The sequence below is a fragment of the Paraburkholderia yinzeri genome, assembly GCF_046581065.1.
GTDB lineage: Bacteria > Pseudomonadota > Gammaproteobacteria > Burkholderiales > Burkholderiaceae > Paraburkholderia.
This window is the reverse complement of the sequence record NZ_JBFOCJ010000003.1, coordinates 352628-369585: the sequence shown is the minus strand read 5'-3', so window position 1 is coordinate 369585 and position 16958 is coordinate 352628. Positions and strand designations below refer to the sequence as shown.

Here is a 16958-nt window from a genome sequence, read left to right as displayed (position 1 = left end):
GGTGGTCGCCTCGATGTGCCTTCATTCAGCGTGCGGCCTGCACGCTCAGGTCCTGATCGCCTAATAGCAGCAGCGCATTGGCAGGGCCCATGTCGAGCCTCACGCGGTGCGCGCCCGGTGTCTGGTAGTTTGCGAACACGACTACGCCGGCCCCGCGCTTGCCTCCGAACGCGAACGGCGTGGCCGCGATCTGCTGGCCCGGCACGACCTCGTAGGACACGACGGCAAGATCATCCGGATGATCGCGCCGCCATTGGTCGCGCTGCGCGAACCACTTCGAGGACGGCAAGCCGAGCAACGCATCGAGCAACTGGGGATTGCGAACGAGTACCGCATCGACTGCTATAGGCGTGTCCAGATTGGCCTGCGTCGACACCGCGATCGCCAGCGTGTCCACCTCGACCTTCGGCAGCGATGCGGAACAGCCGGCGAGACCCCACACGGCGAGCGCCGCGAGCGCGGCAAGTCCCCCCCTGCGCGGCGCCCTGGCCGTGCACGGCGTGTTGACCGATAGCGTGGTGATCACTGCGCAAGCCCCATTGTGTGCGTCGCCTCCGGTCCGCCACGATCTCCATCGCTCACGCGGATCCCCTCATGCTGGTTCGTATTTCTAATCATTGCGCATGTTTTCCATGCCGGCAGCTTCGCGCGTAGTCTACAAGCCGGAATGACGCTCGTGCAATAACGATTTATTACCGGATCTATTCATGAAATTCGTTAAAGCAATGTGAAAGTCACGCCAATTCATGCGCAGTAAATATTGTTTGAACTTTGTTGTTTCCTGTCCTAAAGTCGTGACCGTCGATCCCCGAGGTCACGCAGCACTGGCGAGCGAAGCGGTGTCATCGCGCCAACCCTGCTTGCGGCAGAACCCTCCGCACCTCGTATACGACATCGGGGCATGCCGCATTGCATTCGATATGCGCACAGGCCTCTTTCACTCGACTATGCAATAAAAGAAAGAATTCCGAGGTGACCATGGCCGACAGTACCCAGCACTGGTTCGAAAGGAACCGCCCACCGCGTGTCCAGATCACGTACGACGTCGAAACCGGCAACGCCATCGAAAAGCGGGAGCTGCCCCTCGTGGTCGGCATCCTGGCCGATCTGTCCGGCAAACCGGCCGAGCCGTTGCCGAAAATGACGGAGCGGCGCTTCGTCGACATCGACCGCGACAACTTCAACGACGTCATGAAGTCGATCGGCCCGCGCGCCGTACTGCAGGTCGACAACACGCTCGCCGCAGACGGCAGCAAGATCAACGTCGAACTGAAGTTCGAGAACATCGACGACTTCGATCCCGTCAACATCGTCCAGCAGATCGCGCCGCTCAAGCAGCTCTACGATGCGCGTCTGCGCCTGCGAGACCTCCTCACCAAGCTCGACGGCAACGACGAACTGGACAAGCTCCTCCAGGAAGTCGTGCACGACCCGCAGGGTTTGAACGAAATCCGCTCGGCCCATCCGCAGGACGCCGCGCCCGCCCAGTTGCCGCCGCCGGGCGACGCGCCGGAGCCGCCCGCCGGCGAAACGCCGGCTGCTTGAGCGTTCAATCAGGCGGCCGACCGGGTGGTCAACCGCGCGGTCGACTGCGCGGTCAACTGCGCGGCCAGCCGGGCCGCTAACTGCGTGGCCAACTGAGCGGCGAATGACGCCGCCAAACGGCCGCTACGCGAGGAGAAACTCATGTCCGATATCCAGGCCGCCGCGCAAGCGCAGGCGGAACCGGTCGCGCTGCTCGATCGCATCGTGCACGAAGGCCGCATGGCGCAATACGAGGAACAGCAGCAGCACGCGCGCGAACTGCTGGCCGAGTTCGCGCTGCAGGTGCTCGACAAGAACATGACCATCAGCCGCGACACGGTGGCGATGATCAACGACCATATCCGCAAGATCGACGAGCTGATCAGCGAGCAGCTCAACGAGGTGCTGCACCACCCCGACATGCAGGCGCTCGAATCGTCCTGGCGCGGGCTGCACTTCCTCGTCAAGGGATCCGAAACGAGTTCGCGGTTGAAGCTTCGTCTGCTGAACGCCTCGAAAAAAGACCTGCAGAACGATCTGGAGAAAGCGATCGACGTCGACACGAGTGCGCTCTTCAAGAAAATCTATGAAGAGGAGTACGGCACGTTCGGCGGTCATCCGTTCAGCGTGCTGGTGGGCGACTACTACTTCACGCGCCAGACGCCGGACGTGAGTCTGCTCGAGAAGCTGGCCTCGGTGGCGGCGGCCGCGCACGCCCCGTTCATTTCGGCGGCGCATGCGCAGCTCTTCGACATGACTAGCTTCACGGAACTCGGCGTGCCGCGCGACCTCTCGAAGATCTTCGAAACGATCGACATGCACCGCTGGCGCGAATTCCGCAAGAGCGAGGACTCGCGCTATGTCGCGCTCGTGCTGCCGCACATCCTGATGCGCCGCCCCTACCATCCGGACAGCAATCCGGTGGAGGGCATGAACTTCTTCGAAGACGTGGACGGCACGGACCATACGAAGTATCTGTGGGGCAATGCCGCCTACGCGCTCGCCCAGCGGATCACCGACGCCTTCGCGCAATATAGCTGGTGCGCCGCGATTCGCGGCGTGGAGGGCGGCGGCGCCGTGGAGAAACTGCCGGACCATATCTTCCAGACGGCCTCGGGCGACAAGGTCATGAAGTGCCCGACCGAAGTGGCGATCACCGATCGCCGCGAGAAAGAGCTCGACGCGCTCGGCTTCATCGCCCTCGTCCACAAGAAGAACGAAGGCCTCGCCGTGTTCTTCGGCGGACAGACCGCCAACAAGCCGGTCGCGTACAACACGCCGGAGGCGACCGCGAACGCCCGGATTTCGGCGATGCTGCCATACATTCTCGCGGCCTCCCGCTTTGCGCACTACATCAAGGCGATCATGCGCGACAAGGTGGGGAGCTTCATGACGCGCGATAACGTGCGCAGTTACCTGAACACCTGGATCGCCGACTACGTGCTCGTCAACGACAACGCGCCGCAAGAGATCAAGGCGCAGTATCCGTTGCGCGAAGCGCGCGTCGACGTGACCGAGGTTCCCGGCAAACCGGGCGCGTATCGCGCGACGGTGTTCCTGCGGCCGCATTTCCAGCTCGAGGAACTCACCGCGTCGATCCGGCTCGTCGCGACCTTGCCGCCGCCCGCGGCCGCCTGATCGCCAAGTTATCCTTACGACCGCGGCGCCTCGCCGCCTCCATCCCCTGAACACGCCCGGCGCCGCGATGGCGGCCCGCGCGGTTCCCCCTGTCCCGGGAGCAGCAAACCATGGATTCGATCATTCTCGACCTCGGCAGCGACATCAAAGGCGAGTGCACGCTGGAGGGCTACACGGACAAGATCGAGTTGATGTCCTATAGCCACAACGTGGCCATGCAGGTGACCAACGACGTCAGCAATTCGGAGCGCACGTCGGGCAAGCCCCACATCGGCGAATTCACCGTCACGAAGTTCGTGGACGTGGCCACGCCCACGCTCAACGAATACTGCTGCGGCGGCAAAGCCATTGCTTCGGCGTCCGTCGTAGTGGGCCGCAACGCCGCCGAAAGCGACGGCAAGATCATGCCCTTCATCACCTATACCCTCGACAATGTCGTGCTGAGCAACGTCAGCGTGTCGGGCGGCGCGGGCGGCAAGCCGGTGGAGACGCTCTCGCTGAACTTCACGAAGATCAAGTGGGAGCTGACCTCGCAGAAGGACGACGGCTCCAAGGAAGGCACGGCGGCCTCGACGTGGGATCTCGCCGCGAACAAGGTCGTGAAATAAAGGGGAACTGAGGCAGCGCACACCGCCCATGCCGAACGACCGTCCTGTCGTACTGATCGCGCCCATGCCGCTCTTCGAGCGGCTCGCCGACGACGCCCCTTTCGAGCTCGAAGAGCGCGGCAACGAACTCGCCGCGCGCATGCTCGACGCGGCGGGCTTGCGCGCGTCCGTCCGCGCAGAATTGCTGCGCCTCCTGAACACGCGCCGCGGCACGCCGCGCGTGCCGCGTGCGCCGGAAGTGCTGCTTTACGGTCTGCCCGACTGGAGCGCACAGAGCGCGGCGCGTGCGGAGGACCGGGCCGTGATCGAGCGCGAGGTGGCCGAAGTCGTCCGCGCATTCGAGCCGCGCCTGCAAGGGCCGCGCGTGAAAATCGAACCCGACGAAGGCGCGCCCTGGCGCCTGTGCCTGCGCATCATGGGCACGCTGCGCGGCAACGACGGCGTCGAGCATCCCGTCACCTACATCGCCGGTCTGGATGGCGAAACGCAGTCGATCGGGATCGTCGATGAACGACTCGCTTGACCCGGAACTGCTCGACTACTATCAGCGCGAGCTGACCTGGCTGCGCCGCGCGAGCGAGAGCTTCGCCGAGCGCTACCCGAAGATCGCGCGCCGGCTGGAACTCGGCTCCGGCGAGAGCGCCGACCCGCACGTCGAACGCCTGATAGAAAGTTTCGCCGTACTGACGGCTCGCATCCAGCGCACGCTCGACGACGAATACGCCACGCTCACCGACGGCCTGCTCGAGCAGTTCTACCCGTACGCTTCACGCCCGGTGCCGTCCATGACGATCGTGCAGTTCGAGCCGGACCCGACGCAAGGCAGCATTGCCGCGGGCTATCGCGTGCCGCGCGGCACGCCGCTCCTGCACGTGGATGCGAGCGGCACGACGATCCACTGGCGCACGAGCGCCGAGGTCACGCTCTGGCCGCTCGCCTTCGACGCAGTCCGGCTGCTGGACGCGGAAGAAGCCCAGGCCCTCACGGGCAATGCGTCGTTACAGTCGGCATTGCGCCTCACATTGCGCGGCATCGGCCCGCATGCGCTGGGCGCCCTGCCGATCGAACGCCTGCGCGTGCGGCTCGCGGGATCGCCCGTCACGGTCGCGGCGCTCTACGATCTGCTGGGCGCCCATAGCACCGCCGTGTGGCTACAAACGGAAGACGGCGCTTTGCATCGCCAGAGCGGCCTGCCCGCGCCGGTGGGCTTCGACGAGGAAGAGGCGCTCCTGCCGCTCGAAGACGGTGCCCATCCGGCCTGTCGCCTGCTGGTCGAATACTTCGCATTCCCGGAGAAATTCGCTTTCTTCGACCTGCCGTTCAAGCCGCCGCCGGAAGCGGGCGAAGCGATCCACCTCGTCGTCGGCTTCGCGGCGGGTCCGCGCGGCCGCTTCACGTTACATCCCCGCGATTTCGCTCTCGGCTGCGCACCTGCGCTCAACCTCTTTGCACGCACGTCGGAGCCGTTACGGCCGGATGGCACGGCGCGCGAAATGCGCGTGAGCCCCGATTCGCACCGCGAATCGTGCACCGAGATCTACGCAGTACGTAACGTGCGCATGGTAGCGGGCCGCACCGTGACCGACGTGCCGCCCTGGTACGGCGCGCGCCACGGCGTGGCTTCGGACGTCTACTGGCACACCCGGCGCGTGAGCGGGCTGCACCCGTCGCGGCCGGGCAGCGACGTGATGCTCACGTTCGTGGACACGCGGTTCGATCCCGCCGTGCCCGCCATGCGCACGCTCACCGCCGACCTGCTGTGCACCAACCGGCATCTCGCGCACCGGCTCGCGCCCGACGCCGCGCTCTCGTTCGAGGTGCCCGGCCCGGTGGCCAGCGTGCGGCTCGCGCATCGCCCCACGCGCCAGATCGTCGCCACGCTCGACGGCAGCTCGCGCTGGCGCCTCGTGTCCCAGCTCGTGCTGAACCACGTCTCGCTGGTCGAAGGCCCGGATGCCGTGCCGACGCTGCGCGAAATGCTCGTGCTGCACAATCTCGGCGACCATGCCCCGGCGCAACGCCAGATCGCCGGTATCACCCGGATTTCGAGCGAGCGCGTCGTGGCGCACGTCGGGTCCGATAGCTGGCGCGGCTGGCGCAGCGGCCTGGGCGTGCGGCTCGAACTCGACGAAGCCGGCTTTGTCGGCACGAGCCCGGTGCTCTTCTCCGGCGTGCTCGCGCATTTCTTTTCGCTCTACGCGAGCGTCAACCGTTTCGTGCAGACCTCGCTCGTATGCGACGGTCGGGAGATCCACACATGGCGGCCGATGACGGGCAGCCCGCTCGTACTCTGACCGAGCGGCTGTTCGAAGAGCCGCACGCGTTCGAGTTCGCGCAGGCCGTGCGACTCCTCGAACTGCTGAGGCCGAACGCGCAACCGCCGGGCACTGGGCTCGACCCGCGGCAGGAAGCCCTTGCGCTGAGTGGCACGCTCTCACCCGCGTTTCCCGCCAGCGCGCTCGGGCCGCTGCGGCGCGGTTTGCCGCGCTCGCTCGCGCTCGAGCCCGACGCGGGTGCTGGCGCGGGCCCTGAAACTCGCGGTGAATCTGCCGCAAAGCGAGCCGGACAGCCCCAGCTCCAGGTCAATTCGTTCGCGCTGGGCGGGCCCGACGGCCCGCTGCCCGGCGCCTGGCAGGAATGGCTGCAGGATCGTCTGCGCCGCAAGGACAGCGCCGCAACGGCGTTCCTCGATATCTTCCAGAACCGGCTGCTCGCGCTTCTCTATCACACGCAGCGCAAATATCGCAGCGCCGAGCCGCTGCCTGCCACGCTCACGCGGTCTGCCGATGTCGTTCTGCGGGCCGTCACGGGGCTCGTCTGGGCCTCGCCGCCCAAGGTGGACAAGCCCGCCGTTTTTGGCGACTCGCCCGACCTGCGTGCGCTGCTCGCGCGCGCAGGCCTCTTCGCGAACCGTCGTCGCTCGCTCGCCGGCTTCGACGTGATGGCGCTGCACCACTTCCGCGTGCCGGTGCGCTCCACGCCGTTCGCGGGCGGCTGGCAGACGCTGCCCGCCGCGAGCCGCACGGCAATCGGCACCGGGGGCCGCAACCGGCGCATCGGGGTGGACGCGGTGGCCGGCACGCGCATCTGGGACGAGCACCGCGGCATCCGGGTACGCCTCGGTCCGCTGAACCGTGAGCAATACGAAGCATTTCTGCCGGGAGCGCATGCTTACGCCGCGCTGCATGCCCTGGCCGCCGCCTGGTTCGGCGCGGAATTGCAGGTGCATCTCGAACTGCAGGTCCCGGCGGGCGAACTTCAACGCGCGATCCTGTCGCGCCATGCCCCGTTGCGGCTAGGCTGGACCGCCTGGAGCGGCGCCGCCCAAACGGCGCCGGCGCGCCTCACGCGTCTTGCGCCGCGCGACGCCACTCCGCCGGATACGGCATTCGCTGCCGCACCCGCGCCGTGACACTCGATCTCAAGTCCCTCGTCGCGCGTCTCGAGCGCGAGCCGCGCGAGGCGCTGGAACGCGCGGCGCAGCAGTGCCTGCGCGAATCGCATTTCGTGGTCGAAGTCGAGCACTGGTTACTCGCACTCGTCGAAACCGAGGGCGGAGACTTCGCGTGCGTCCTGCCCCACTTCGGCGTGGAACGCACGGTCGTTTCCGCCGAGATCCGGACCGCCCTGGCGCGCTTCAAGCGCGGCAACCCGGGCATGCCGTCGTTTTCGCCCGAGCTGCTCGTGTGGCTCCAGGACGCGCTCGTGCAATCCACCGTGGTGCTCCAGCAACCGCGCGTGCGCGCCGCGACGCTGCTCATCGCGCTCCTTGAAAACGACGCCCTGCGCGCGCGGGCAGCCCACTGCGCACCTGCGCTAACGCGCGTGGCGAGCGCCGCGCTGCGCGCCAACTTTGCGGTCTGGCTCGCCCCCATCGAGGCGCTTTCCCCTGCCGCGCCACCCGTCGCCGCGGACGAAGGGGCCGCGCTCAGCGAGCTGGGATCCGACCTGGCCGCCCCCGAGCCGACGCCGGCCATGCTCGACCAGTACACGCTCGACCTGACCGCCGAAGCACGAGCCGGGCGCATCGACCCGATCGTGGGCCGCAACGCCGAAATCCGCCAGACGGTGGACATCCTGCTGCGGCGCCGGCAGAACAATCCACTTCTCGTCGGGGCGCCCGGCGTGGGCAAGACGGCCGTGGTCGAAGGCCTCGCGCTGCGGATCGCCGCGGGCGACGTGCCGCCGCCGCTTGCGGACGTTTCCCTGCGCATGCTCGACCTCGCGCTGCTGCAGGCGGGCGCGGGACTGAAGGGCGAATTCGAGCGGCGTCTGCGCGCGGTGATCGACGAAGCGCGGCGCTCGCCGAGTCCTGTCGTGCTCTTTATCGACGAAGCGCACACGATGATCGGCGCGGGCGGCGCCGAAGGCGGCAGCGACGCGGCGAACCTGCTCAAGCCCGCTCTTGCACGGGGCGAACTGCGCACGATCGCGGCGACGACCTGGCTCGAATACAAGAAGTACTTCGAACGCGATCCGGCGCTCGCGCGGCGCTTCCAGCTCGTGCAGATCGAAGCGCCCGACGAGCCCACGGCCATCGCGATGCTACGCGCGCTCGCGCCAAGGTTCGAGGCTCATCACAGCGTAACGATCCTCGACGCCGCGATCGTCGATGCCGTGAAGCTCTCGCATCGCTACATCTCCGCACGCCAGTTGCCCGACAAGGCAATTGCCGTGCTCGACACGGCGTGCGCCCGCGTCGCGCTCGCCCAGCACGATACCCCGCCGCAGCTCGAAGCGGCGCGACACCGCCAGCGCGCGCTCGACGACGAATTGCTGCGCCTGCGCACGGAAATGCTGATGGGCGGCAATCACGCCCTGCGGCTCGCCACGCTCGAAAGCGAGCACGCCCGCAACGCCGCGCTCGTTCAGGAACTCGAAGCGCGCTGGCGCGACGAGGCGGCCACCGTGCGGGAAATTCTGGCGCTGCGCAGGCGCATTGCCGCACTCGACACCCAACCGCGCGACGAGACTGCGGCCAGGCTCACCGCAGCCTCAGCCGCCGGGAACGACGCGGCCGAAACCGCCGCCGACCCGCGCGAAGATCTCGCCGCCGAACTGGCGCGCCTCGAAAGCGGTCTCGAAGCCATCCGCGAAGACGACCCGATGGTGCCCGTCTGTGTCGATTCCAAGTCCATCGCGGCCGTGATTGCAAGCTGGACCGGCATTCCCGTCGGCAAGATGCTCGCGGACGAAGTGCATGCCGTGCGCACGCTCAAGGGCCGTCTTGCCCAGCGCATCGTCGGGCAGGACGCCGCGCTCGAACGCATTGCGAAGCGCATCCAGGCCTGGCGCGCGGGGCTCGCCGACCCCTTGCGTCCCGTGGGCGTCTTTCTGCTCGTCGGGCCCACCGGCGTCGGCAAGACCGAGACGGCCTACGCGCTCGCCGACGCGCTATACGGAGGCGAGCGCAATCTCATCGTGATCGATCTCGCGGCCTACCAGGAAGCGCACGCCGTCTCGCAGTTGCGCGGCGCGCCGCCGGGCTACGTGGGCTACGCGAGCGGCGGCACGCTCACCGAGGCCGTGCGCCGGCGTCCCTATAGCGTCGTGCTGCTCGACGAAATCGAAAAGGCCCACGCCGACGTACTGGAAGCGTTCTACAACGTGTTCGACAAGGGCGTGATGGAGGACGGCACCGGGCTCGTGGTGGACTTTCGCAACACCGTGATCCTCGCGACCAGCAACGTGGGCGCGGAACTGCTGCTCAATACGCCCGCGGCGGCGCTCGCTTCGGATGCGTTTGCGCGTCGACTTCACGAAGCGCTGCAACAGGTCTTTCGCCCGGCCTTTCTCGCGCGCATGACGGCCGTGCCCTACGCGGCGCTCGACGACACCGTGCTGCGCGCCATCATCGAGAAGAAACTCGAAGAACTGCGTGCGCGCTATCGCGACGCCACGGGCAAGCAGTTCGCGTTCGACGAAGGCATCATCGACGCCGTGCTCGCGCGCTGCCGCGCCGCCGGGGCACGGGAGATCGACAACGTGCTCATGAACGAACTGGTCGGCACGCTCGCCCAGTGGGCACTCGAATAACCCTTGATCGCGCCCCTCCAACTCCGCGATGAACCGTCCCGTTTCCGCCGATACCAACGCACGCATGAGCCTGACCGGCTCCGCCTTCAGTTCGATTTTTCCCAATCGTCTCGAAGCCCGCGAGGCGCTGGACACGCCCGCCATACTGAGTCTGCATGTGCAAGGCGGCTTGCCGGCCGTCGCGCCCGCCACGATGACGGGCAACCACACCACCCTCTCGCTCGCGTGGGGCGACGCGCCCCGTCTCATCGACGCGGTCTGCACGCGCGCCGCCATGCTGCCCTCGACCGTCGACGCAAGCCACTTCGCGCTGGAGCTGCGCTCGTGGCCCTGGCTGCTCACGCTCTCGTACAACAACCGCATCTTCCAGGGCAAGACGGCCCAGCAGATCATCGAAGCCGTGTTCGCCGGACACGGGATGACCGATTACTCGTTTTCGCTGACCGGCACGGCCGCAGTGCGCGAATGGTGCGTGCAGTATGCGGAATCCGATTTCGCGTTCGTCAGCCGCCTGTGCGAAGAGGAAGGCTGGTTCTACTTCTTCCGCCACGCGGCAGGCAGCCATACGCTCGTGATCGCCGACAGCAACGACGCCTTCGCGACGCTGCCCGGCAATGCTACGTTATCCTATACGACTGGCACCAGCGCGGCGCGCGAGATGGCGCAGATTTTCTACTGCGAGATCGTGGAAGACACCGCCGCAGGCCTGTTCGCACATAGCGACTACGCGTGGCAAACACCGTCCGCCCAGTTGTACTCGCAGGCCCAAGCCGCGTCGAACGGCTACACGGTTTACGAATATCCGGGCCGCTACACCACCAGTGACAGCGCATCCACGCTCGCGAAACAGCGGGTGGACGCCTTGCGCACGCCGACGCGCCAGCTCGTTGGCGAAAGCGACTGCCGTGCGCTCACGCCGGGCTACCGTTTCACGCTCGCGGATCACGAAGACGACAGCGCGAACGTCGAATGGGTTGTACGCAGCGTGGTGCACGAGGCCGATCACAATCGCTATCGCAATCGCTTCGAGGCGTTTCCGGCCACGACGACATGGCGCCCCGCACGTATCACGCCTCGCCCGGTCATGCCCACGCAAACGGCAACGGTGGTCGGCAAGAGCGGCGAGGAACTGTGGACCGACCAGTACGGCCGCGTGAAAGTCCAGTTCCACTGGGATCGCGACGGCAAGAACGACGAACAGAGTTCGTGCTGGATACGGGTTGCGCAGCCGTGGGCCAGCAAGCGGTTCGGGATGCAGTTCATGCCGCGCGTGGGCGACGAAGTCGTGGTGAGCTTCGTCGACGCCGATCCCGACCGTCCGCTGATTACCGGCAGCGTCTACAACGGTGCCAACCTGCCGCCTTATACGCTGCCCGACAACCAGACGCAGTCCGGCATCAAATCGAACACGTCCAAGGGCGGCGGCGGTTTCAACGAGTTGCGCTTCGAAGACAAGCAGGATAGCGAAGAAGTCTTTCTGCAGGCCCAGAAGGACCTGAACGCGAACGTGCTGAACGACGCCGCGTGGACGATCGGCCACGACGAAACGAGCACGATCAAGAACGCGCGCACGCATACGGTGAAGGAAGGCGACGACACATTGACGGTCGAACAGGGTAATCGCAGCGTGACCGTGAAAACCGGCGACGAGACCGTCGACATCAAGGGTGCGCGCACCGTGAAAGCCGGCGGCAACGAAACACGCACGGTGGGGGGCGACCTCGCGCAAACCGTCACGGGCAACATGACGCTCACGGTGGACGGCAATCTCACCATCAAGGTGAGCGGCACGCTCACGCTGCAGAGCGGCGGCAACCTGAGCGCGAAGAGCGACGGATCGATCACCCATCAGGCCGCGATGTCGCTGACGAATCAGGCCGGAACGTCGCTCACGAACAAGTCGGACGGCACGCTCTCGAACGAGGGGCAAAGCGTGACGAACAAGGGTGCCGTCGAGCAGACCGTGGACGGCGGCGGCATGCTGACCGTCAAGGGCGGCATCGTGAAGATCAACTGACTGGGGCACGCCTCATGGCTACGCAATCTGTTCGCAACGTGACGATCGAGCGCGGCGACTCGCGCATCGACGGTACGACGCTCGATGGCGAATTGCACGGCTCGGCGCGCGTGCTGGCCGGCGGCGTGCCGGTCGCGCTGCTGAGCTACGCGCATGGGGTCCTGCACGGCCCGGCGACAATGATGAACCCGGACGGCAAACCATCTGCACAACTGAACTACGAGAACGGCAAGTTGCACGGCAAGGCGGTGTATTACCAGCCGGACGGCTCGATACAGCGCGAGGCCAACTACGCGAACGGCCTGCTGCACGGCGAATGCAAAACGCGGCTGCCCGACGGCACGGTGCTGGAGCAGGCAACTTATCGCCAGGGCAAGCTGCAAGGTGTTCTACGGCGGTTCCATCCCAACGGCCGTCTTGCGGAACGCCAGGCGTACAACGCGGGCAAGCCCGTCGAACCCGCGTGGCGCTATGCAAGCGACGGGCGGCCGCTCGACGCGAACGGCAAGCCCGTCGCGCGCTGGAAACACTGGTGGCAAGGCTTGTCGGGCAAACCGATGGAAGCCGAAGCATGAGCCGAAGATCGCTCCAGCGCATGCCCCGGCGAATCGGAATCAGGATCAGGGAACGAGCGTGCTGACCTGCCCCGGCTGCGTAACCTTGATGACGCCACCCCAGATGCACATCAGCGTGCCTTGCGCATCGAGCGCGGGCATCGAGCCGACCAGCACCGTGGCGCCCCCGCCGGGTAGCCAGGGTGCAGGCGTGGCCGGCACGCACGGCATCGGCGTGAAGACGCCGAGCGCGGCCGCCGTGGCCGCGATGACCGTCGGGTTGGCCGCGCTTTGGCACAACGCGAACGGCGTGATGTTGACGATCGGGATCGAATCGGCAATCGTCGCGGCCGGCACGCCGCCAACCAGCGTGCGATTGACTGGCAATACGTTCAGCACCGCGGGCGCGCCGCCGAACGAACATTGCAGCGTGGCACCCGCGCAGACCTGTGGGCTCGACATGATTCATCTCCTTTCGCGGCACGACGATGAACGACTATAGCGAAGTCGACTCAAGATTATCCACTCGCGACCGTTATCAGCAGTTGGCAACCCCGGAGCGATCCGGCTACGCAAAGCTACAGGGACTCCAGGCATTTCGGAGTCAGCCAGTTACCCGCACGGTTTCCGATTCCCGGCGGGCCAATCAACCCGGGCTCCGAGCCCGTTGAAAGGCAAACATGAAAAAAACCCGCATCGGTACGACAACGGAGTCGGCTGTCCTGGCCGCGTTTACCCGCCTCAATCGCTGCGCCCGAATCTTCGGCACCGCGTTCCTCTTGACCGGTTCGCTGGCAATGAGCGGACCGGCCCACGCACAAACGGCGAAGAAACTCGAACTCGTCGTGCCTGCCTACTTCGATGCGCAAAGCGATCCGGCGGACTGGAATGCGCTGGCGACTTCCGCCGCAAGCGCACCCACCACGGCCATCCTCAATCCGGACAATGGTCCCGGCAAGAAAGCCGATTCGGCTTATTTTGCGGCTATCGCGAAGGTGCACGCGGCGGGCGGCAAGGTGATCGGCTATGTCTCGACGAAATACGGCAAGCGTGCGCTCGCGGCTGTCGTGCAGGACATCAATCTTTATACGCAGATGTACCAGATTGATGGATTCTTCATCGACGAGATGACCACCGACAGCAAAACGGCCGACCTCCAGTTCTATCAGTCGATCTACAACTACATCAAGGGACTTTCGGCGAACTACCAGGTAACCGGCAATCCGGGCACCAACGTTCCCGAGATTTACGCAAGCCTGCCGGTGGCCGACCAGCTCGTCGTATTCGAAGACAACGCCAAGGCCTATACGAAGTTCAAGGCGTCCGCATGGCAATCGAACTATCCGGTCAGCCGCTTCGTGCACATGGTCTACAACGTACCGGCGGCTTCGCTCGCCGGCGTCGTGCAGTTTGCCGCGGAGAATGGCGCTGGCGGCATCTACGTAACCTCGTTGACGCTGCCGAATCCATACAAAAAGCTTCCATCGCACTGGGCAACCGAAACCTCGGACGCCGCCGCGGGCCGATAAACGCCGCATCATCCAGATCCTGACATTGCCGAATATTTAAAAACCCGGCGCTCCTCGTGGGTATCGGCTGTCGGAAATTCACAACACGAAAAAGCAGGGTTTCCCCTGAAATATCGAGGCTCCGCGGCGCATGAGCCGACTAGTGCGTCCATCGGAGCCCCGAATTGAAGGGACAGTGCGCTCACTGCATGAATTTTTGTCATTTTTATGACGCACTTGCATATAGAAATCTCAATGACATTTTTGCAATGTTCACGCTATAGCATCACATCGAAACCTTACACTTCATCCCGCAGGAAATTTGCAGGTGAATTTGCAGGACAAACCGTAAGGGGTTAAGTGATGAAGAGTCGATATATTGCCGCCGCCGCGGCAATGCTGGTGACCGGTGTGGCGCACGCTCAAAGCAGCGTTACGCTTTTTGGCGTGCTGGATACCGGTATCGTGTACCAAAACAACGCACGCAAATCGGCGTCGAGCGCAAGCTCGGCGGGCGCGAGCCTCTGGTCGATGCAAAGCGGCAACGTCTATACGTCGCGCTGGGGTCTGCGTGGTACGGAAGATCTCGGCGGCGGTCTGAGTGCAGTCTTCTGGCTGGAAAGCGGTATCAACGTCGATACGGGCGCGCTCAAGAACGGCGGCGACCTGTTCGGCCGTCAGGCATGGGTTGGTCTTCGCTCGAGCCAGTACGGTACGCTGACGCTTGGCCGTCAATACGACTTCATGGTCGACTACGTCGCGCCGCTTAGCGCGACCGGTTCGGGATTTGGCGGCAACCTTGCATCGCATGTGTACGACAACGACAACCTGAACAACGACATGCGGCTGAACAACTCCGTGAAGTTCAGCAGCGTGTCGTACGACGGTTTCAAGGCCGGTGCGATGTATGCCTTCTCGGGCGCAGCAGGCCAGTTTGCGAATAACAGCGCATACAGCCTGGGCGCCGGCTATTCGTATGGCCCGTTCAATGTGGCGGCCGCGTACGTGCAGCTCAATCGTACGGCGCAGCCCGCGTCGGCCAATGCGACTGGCGCTGTGAGCACCGGCGACGGCGACGCGCTGACCACCGGCGGCGACCAGCAGATTTATGGCGTCGGCGCGCAGTACAAGCTCGGCGATTCGTCGATTGGCGTTCTGTGGACGCATTCGGTTACCTACAACGTGACCGGCGTCTGGCAAGGCGGCAGCACCTCCACGGGCGCACTGGGTGGCGAGTACGTCAAGTTCGACAACTTCGAAATCAACGGCCGTTACTTCCTCCGTCCGGACCTGGCGCTGGGCGCTGCGTACACGTACACGACCGGTGGCTTTGGCGGCGCGTCGAAGGGCTACGCGTCGGCTTCGCCGCACTGGAACCAGGTGATGGCTCAGGTCGACTACCTGCTTTCGAAGCGTACCGACATCTATCTCGAGGGTGTCTACCAGAAGGTTAGCGGCGGCAACAACAATGGCGCATTCGACGCCAGCATCTACAGCCTCGACCCGGCCTCCGGCGATGAACAGGTCGTCGTGGGTGTTGGCCTGAAGCACCGCTTCTGATCCAAAGAGTGCGAGCAGCGCTGCCCCGGCTTCTGGCCGGGGCGGTCGTCGGCGGTGCTGTTTCGGCTGCTGCACAGGCTGCCCGCACTTTTCTCGTTTACTGTGACGGACTATCGCCGCATGAATGTGCGTGGCGTATGCCGGGCTCTTGCCCGCTGCGCGTCTATATCTTCCTCAGCTTGACTGCGCCTCCAGCCCCTTCAGGTAATAGCCATACAGCGTCCTGGCAAACGGGCTGATTGCACACAGCAAATCCATTGCCTGGATCCACAAATCGACTTCCCACCGGCTCGGCGGAATATTTGCGCCGATCTTGAAGAACTCTTCGAGCGCATCGCCCATCAGGCCCCGCGCGGCTTCGGTCGCAAGGCTGCCGGTGGTGGATAGTCCCCCCTGGATGCCCAGGAGCGCAGGCCCGGTGGTTTCGCCCGGACGCATGACGTTGCTGCAGTTGTTCACGCGTCGATCCAGCGCACTGTTGGTGATGTTGCGGTCGTCCTGGCCGTAAATAACGGTGCAGTCCGGCGCGGCACTCACAATGGTGCCGGCGCACATATAGCAAGGTTTCAGGGTGGTATAGATGCGCGTGCCAACAGGCAGTGGTCCGCCGTTGGTGCGCTGGTGGGTCAGGATCGCCATCGTTTCGCCGTGCAAACTAGCCCCGACAGCGGTCAAGTTGAGCCCCCAGCCGAAGATCTTGCCAGTACCATCAATCATGACGCAGCCGATATTGTGGCCGCCAAACTCCTCGGCCTGCGTGTTGTGGCCGTCGTGCCTGATGGCACCCTCGGACCAGGACACCCGCACAATGGCATACGCCAGCGCCATCAAGATTGCGTCGCTCAGCGGGGTTGGCCGATAGTCCGGCGGCGTACCGGTAAAATCAGGCACCTCGACCACCGTGGGCGGTGTGTATTCACGCACCAACTGGCCGCGCATATCCTGAACCTCGGTCGAGACCATGGGCGGATGCAGCAATTTGCCATCCAGCCGATTAATGCGCAGCCAGCTATTGGCCATTACCACGCGGTTACTCGCGCTGGCGGTTACCCAAGGGCGAGCGTCTTCTGAATACGCCACTACGCCGGCCGCCCACACGAACGAAGCGACGGTGGCTTTGTAGATTTGCGAATCGGTTGCCCAGAACAGTCCGCCGGCCACCGAATTCATCTGGAACATGCCCTGATCCAGTTCGCCCGGCACATAACTCAGGCAGATCAAACCAGTGCGCCCGTAATTGCCATTGCGCAGCAAATTCACCAGCGCCGTGCGGATCTGGTAGCGGTCTGTTGCGGTACTGATCCCGCCTGCTTTCACGCCGGTGGTTTCGATATAGACGGCGACTGGCCTGCCGGTCAGCTCGGCGAGGGAATACGCGAAGTACAGTCCTTTTTCATGCAAAGACAGAGACATGGCGGCTCCACGATAATGTTATGCGAACATCGTAACGAGACCTCTCTCGAAGGTGGACCTTCCGATGCTGACTAGATCGAAGCGCCTCGCCACACTAACC

At 64.8% G+C, this 16958-nt stretch carries 14 protein-coding genes and 1 riboswitch; of the genes, 11 read left to right on the top strand and 3 right to left on the bottom strand.

What is annotated here, in order from left to right:
- Window positions 1-25 precede the first annotated feature (25 nt).
- Window positions 26-526, bottom strand: a complete 501-nt coding sequence (locus WJ542_RS28455; RefSeq protein WP_411192894.1) for a hypothetical protein — start codon at window positions 524-526, stop codon at window positions 26-28.
- Window positions 527-978: 452 nt separating this feature from the next.
- Between WJ542_RS28455 and tssB the strand changes: the two genes are divergently transcribed.
- The 9 genes from tssB to WJ542_RS28410 all read left to right on the top strand — a co-directional run bounded on the left by tssB (window position 979) and on the right by WJ542_RS28410 (window position 12398).
- The gene (gene tssB, locus WJ542_RS28450) at window positions 979-1545 is read left to right on the top strand and encodes a type VI secretion system contractile sheath small subunit (protein WP_411192893.1); all 567 of its coding nucleotides are present in this window, start codon (window positions 979-981) and stop codon (window positions 1543-1545) included.
- A gap of 141 nt (window positions 1546-1686) precedes the next feature.
- The gene (tssC, locus tag WJ542_RS28445; RefSeq protein WP_411192892.1) at window positions 1687-3162 is read left to right on the top strand and encodes a type VI secretion system contractile sheath large subunit; all 1476 of its coding nucleotides are present in this window, start codon (window positions 1687-1689) and stop codon (window positions 3160-3162) included.
- A gap of 110 nt (window positions 3163-3272) precedes the next feature.
- The gene (locus tag WJ542_RS28440) at window positions 3273-3770 is read left to right on the top strand and encodes an Hcp family type VI secretion system effector (RefSeq protein WP_411192891.1); all 498 of its coding nucleotides are present in this window, start codon (window positions 3273-3275) and stop codon (window positions 3768-3770) included.
- A 28-nt stretch (window positions 3771-3798) separates the two neighbouring features.
- Window positions 3799-4293: a type VI secretion system baseplate subunit TssE gene (gene tssE, locus WJ542_RS28435; protein ID WP_411192890.1), complete on the top strand. Its 495-nt coding sequence runs from the start codon at window positions 3799-3801 to the stop codon at window positions 4291-4293.
- Window positions 4277-6064, top strand: coding sequence for a type VI secretion system baseplate subunit TssF (tssF, locus tag WJ542_RS28430; protein ID WP_411192889.1), 1788 nt, complete (start codon window positions 4277-4279; stop codon window positions 6062-6064). Before tssE ends, tssF begins: the two co-directional genes overlap by 17 nt.
- Window positions 6028-7182 carry a type VI secretion system baseplate subunit TssG gene (gene tssG, locus WJ542_RS28425; RefSeq protein WP_411192888.1) on the top strand — a complete coding sequence of 385 codons (1155 nt, stop codon included), beginning with the start codon at window positions 6028-6030 and terminating at the stop codon, window positions 7180-7182. Before tssF ends, tssG begins: the two co-directional genes overlap by 37 nt.
- The gene (gene tssH, locus WJ542_RS28420; protein WP_411192887.1) at window positions 7179-9806 is read left to right on the top strand and encodes a type VI secretion system ATPase TssH; all 2628 of its coding nucleotides are present in this window, start codon (window positions 7179-7181) and stop codon (window positions 9804-9806) included. Before tssG ends, tssH begins: the two co-directional genes overlap by 4 nt.
- A 28-nt stretch (window positions 9807-9834) precedes the next feature.
- Window positions 9835-11823, top strand: coding sequence for a type VI secretion system Vgr family protein (locus tag WJ542_RS28415; protein WP_411192886.1), 1989 nt, complete (start codon window positions 9835-9837; stop codon window positions 11821-11823).
- A 14-nt stretch (window positions 11824-11837) separates the two neighbouring features.
- Window positions 11838-12398, top strand: a complete 561-nt coding sequence (locus WJ542_RS28410; protein WP_411192885.1) for a toxin-antitoxin system YwqK family antitoxin — start codon at window positions 11838-11840, stop codon at window positions 12396-12398.
- A 45-nt stretch (window positions 12399-12443) separates the two neighbouring features.
- On the opposite strand, the gene WJ542_RS28405 is transcribed toward WJ542_RS28410, so the two are convergent.
- Window positions 12444-12839 carry a DUF4280 domain-containing protein gene (locus WJ542_RS28405; protein WP_411192884.1) on the bottom strand — a complete coding sequence of 132 codons (396 nt, stop codon included), beginning with the start codon at window positions 12837-12839 and terminating at the stop codon, window positions 12444-12446.
- Between the two features lie 75 nt (window positions 12840-12914).
- Window positions 12915-12997, top strand: a riboswitch (cyclic di-GMP riboswitch).
- Window positions 12998-13057: 60 nt separating this feature from the next.
- Between WJ542_RS28405 and WJ542_RS28400 the strand changes: the two genes are divergently transcribed.
- Together WJ542_RS28400 and WJ542_RS28395 are read left to right on the top strand one after the other, a co-directional pair.
- Window positions 13058-13906 carry a spherulation-specific family 4 protein gene (locus WJ542_RS28400; RefSeq protein ID WP_411192883.1) on the top strand — a complete coding sequence of 283 codons (849 nt, stop codon included), beginning with the start codon at window positions 13058-13060 and terminating at the stop codon, window positions 13904-13906.
- A 342-nt stretch (window positions 13907-14248) separates the two neighbouring features.
- Window positions 14249-15445: a porin gene (locus WJ542_RS28395; protein ID WP_411192882.1), complete on the top strand. Its 1197-nt coding sequence runs from the start codon at window positions 14249-14251 to the stop codon at window positions 15443-15445.
- Window positions 15446-15619: 174 nt separating this feature from the next.
- Here the strand turns inward: WJ542_RS28395 and WJ542_RS28390 are convergent, their stop codons facing one another.
- Window positions 15620-16858: a Bd3614 family nucleic acid deaminase gene (locus WJ542_RS28390; protein ID WP_411192881.1), complete on the bottom strand. Its 1239-nt coding sequence runs from the start codon at window positions 16856-16858 to the stop codon at window positions 15620-15622.
- Between the last annotated feature and the right edge of the window lie 100 nt (window positions 16859-16958).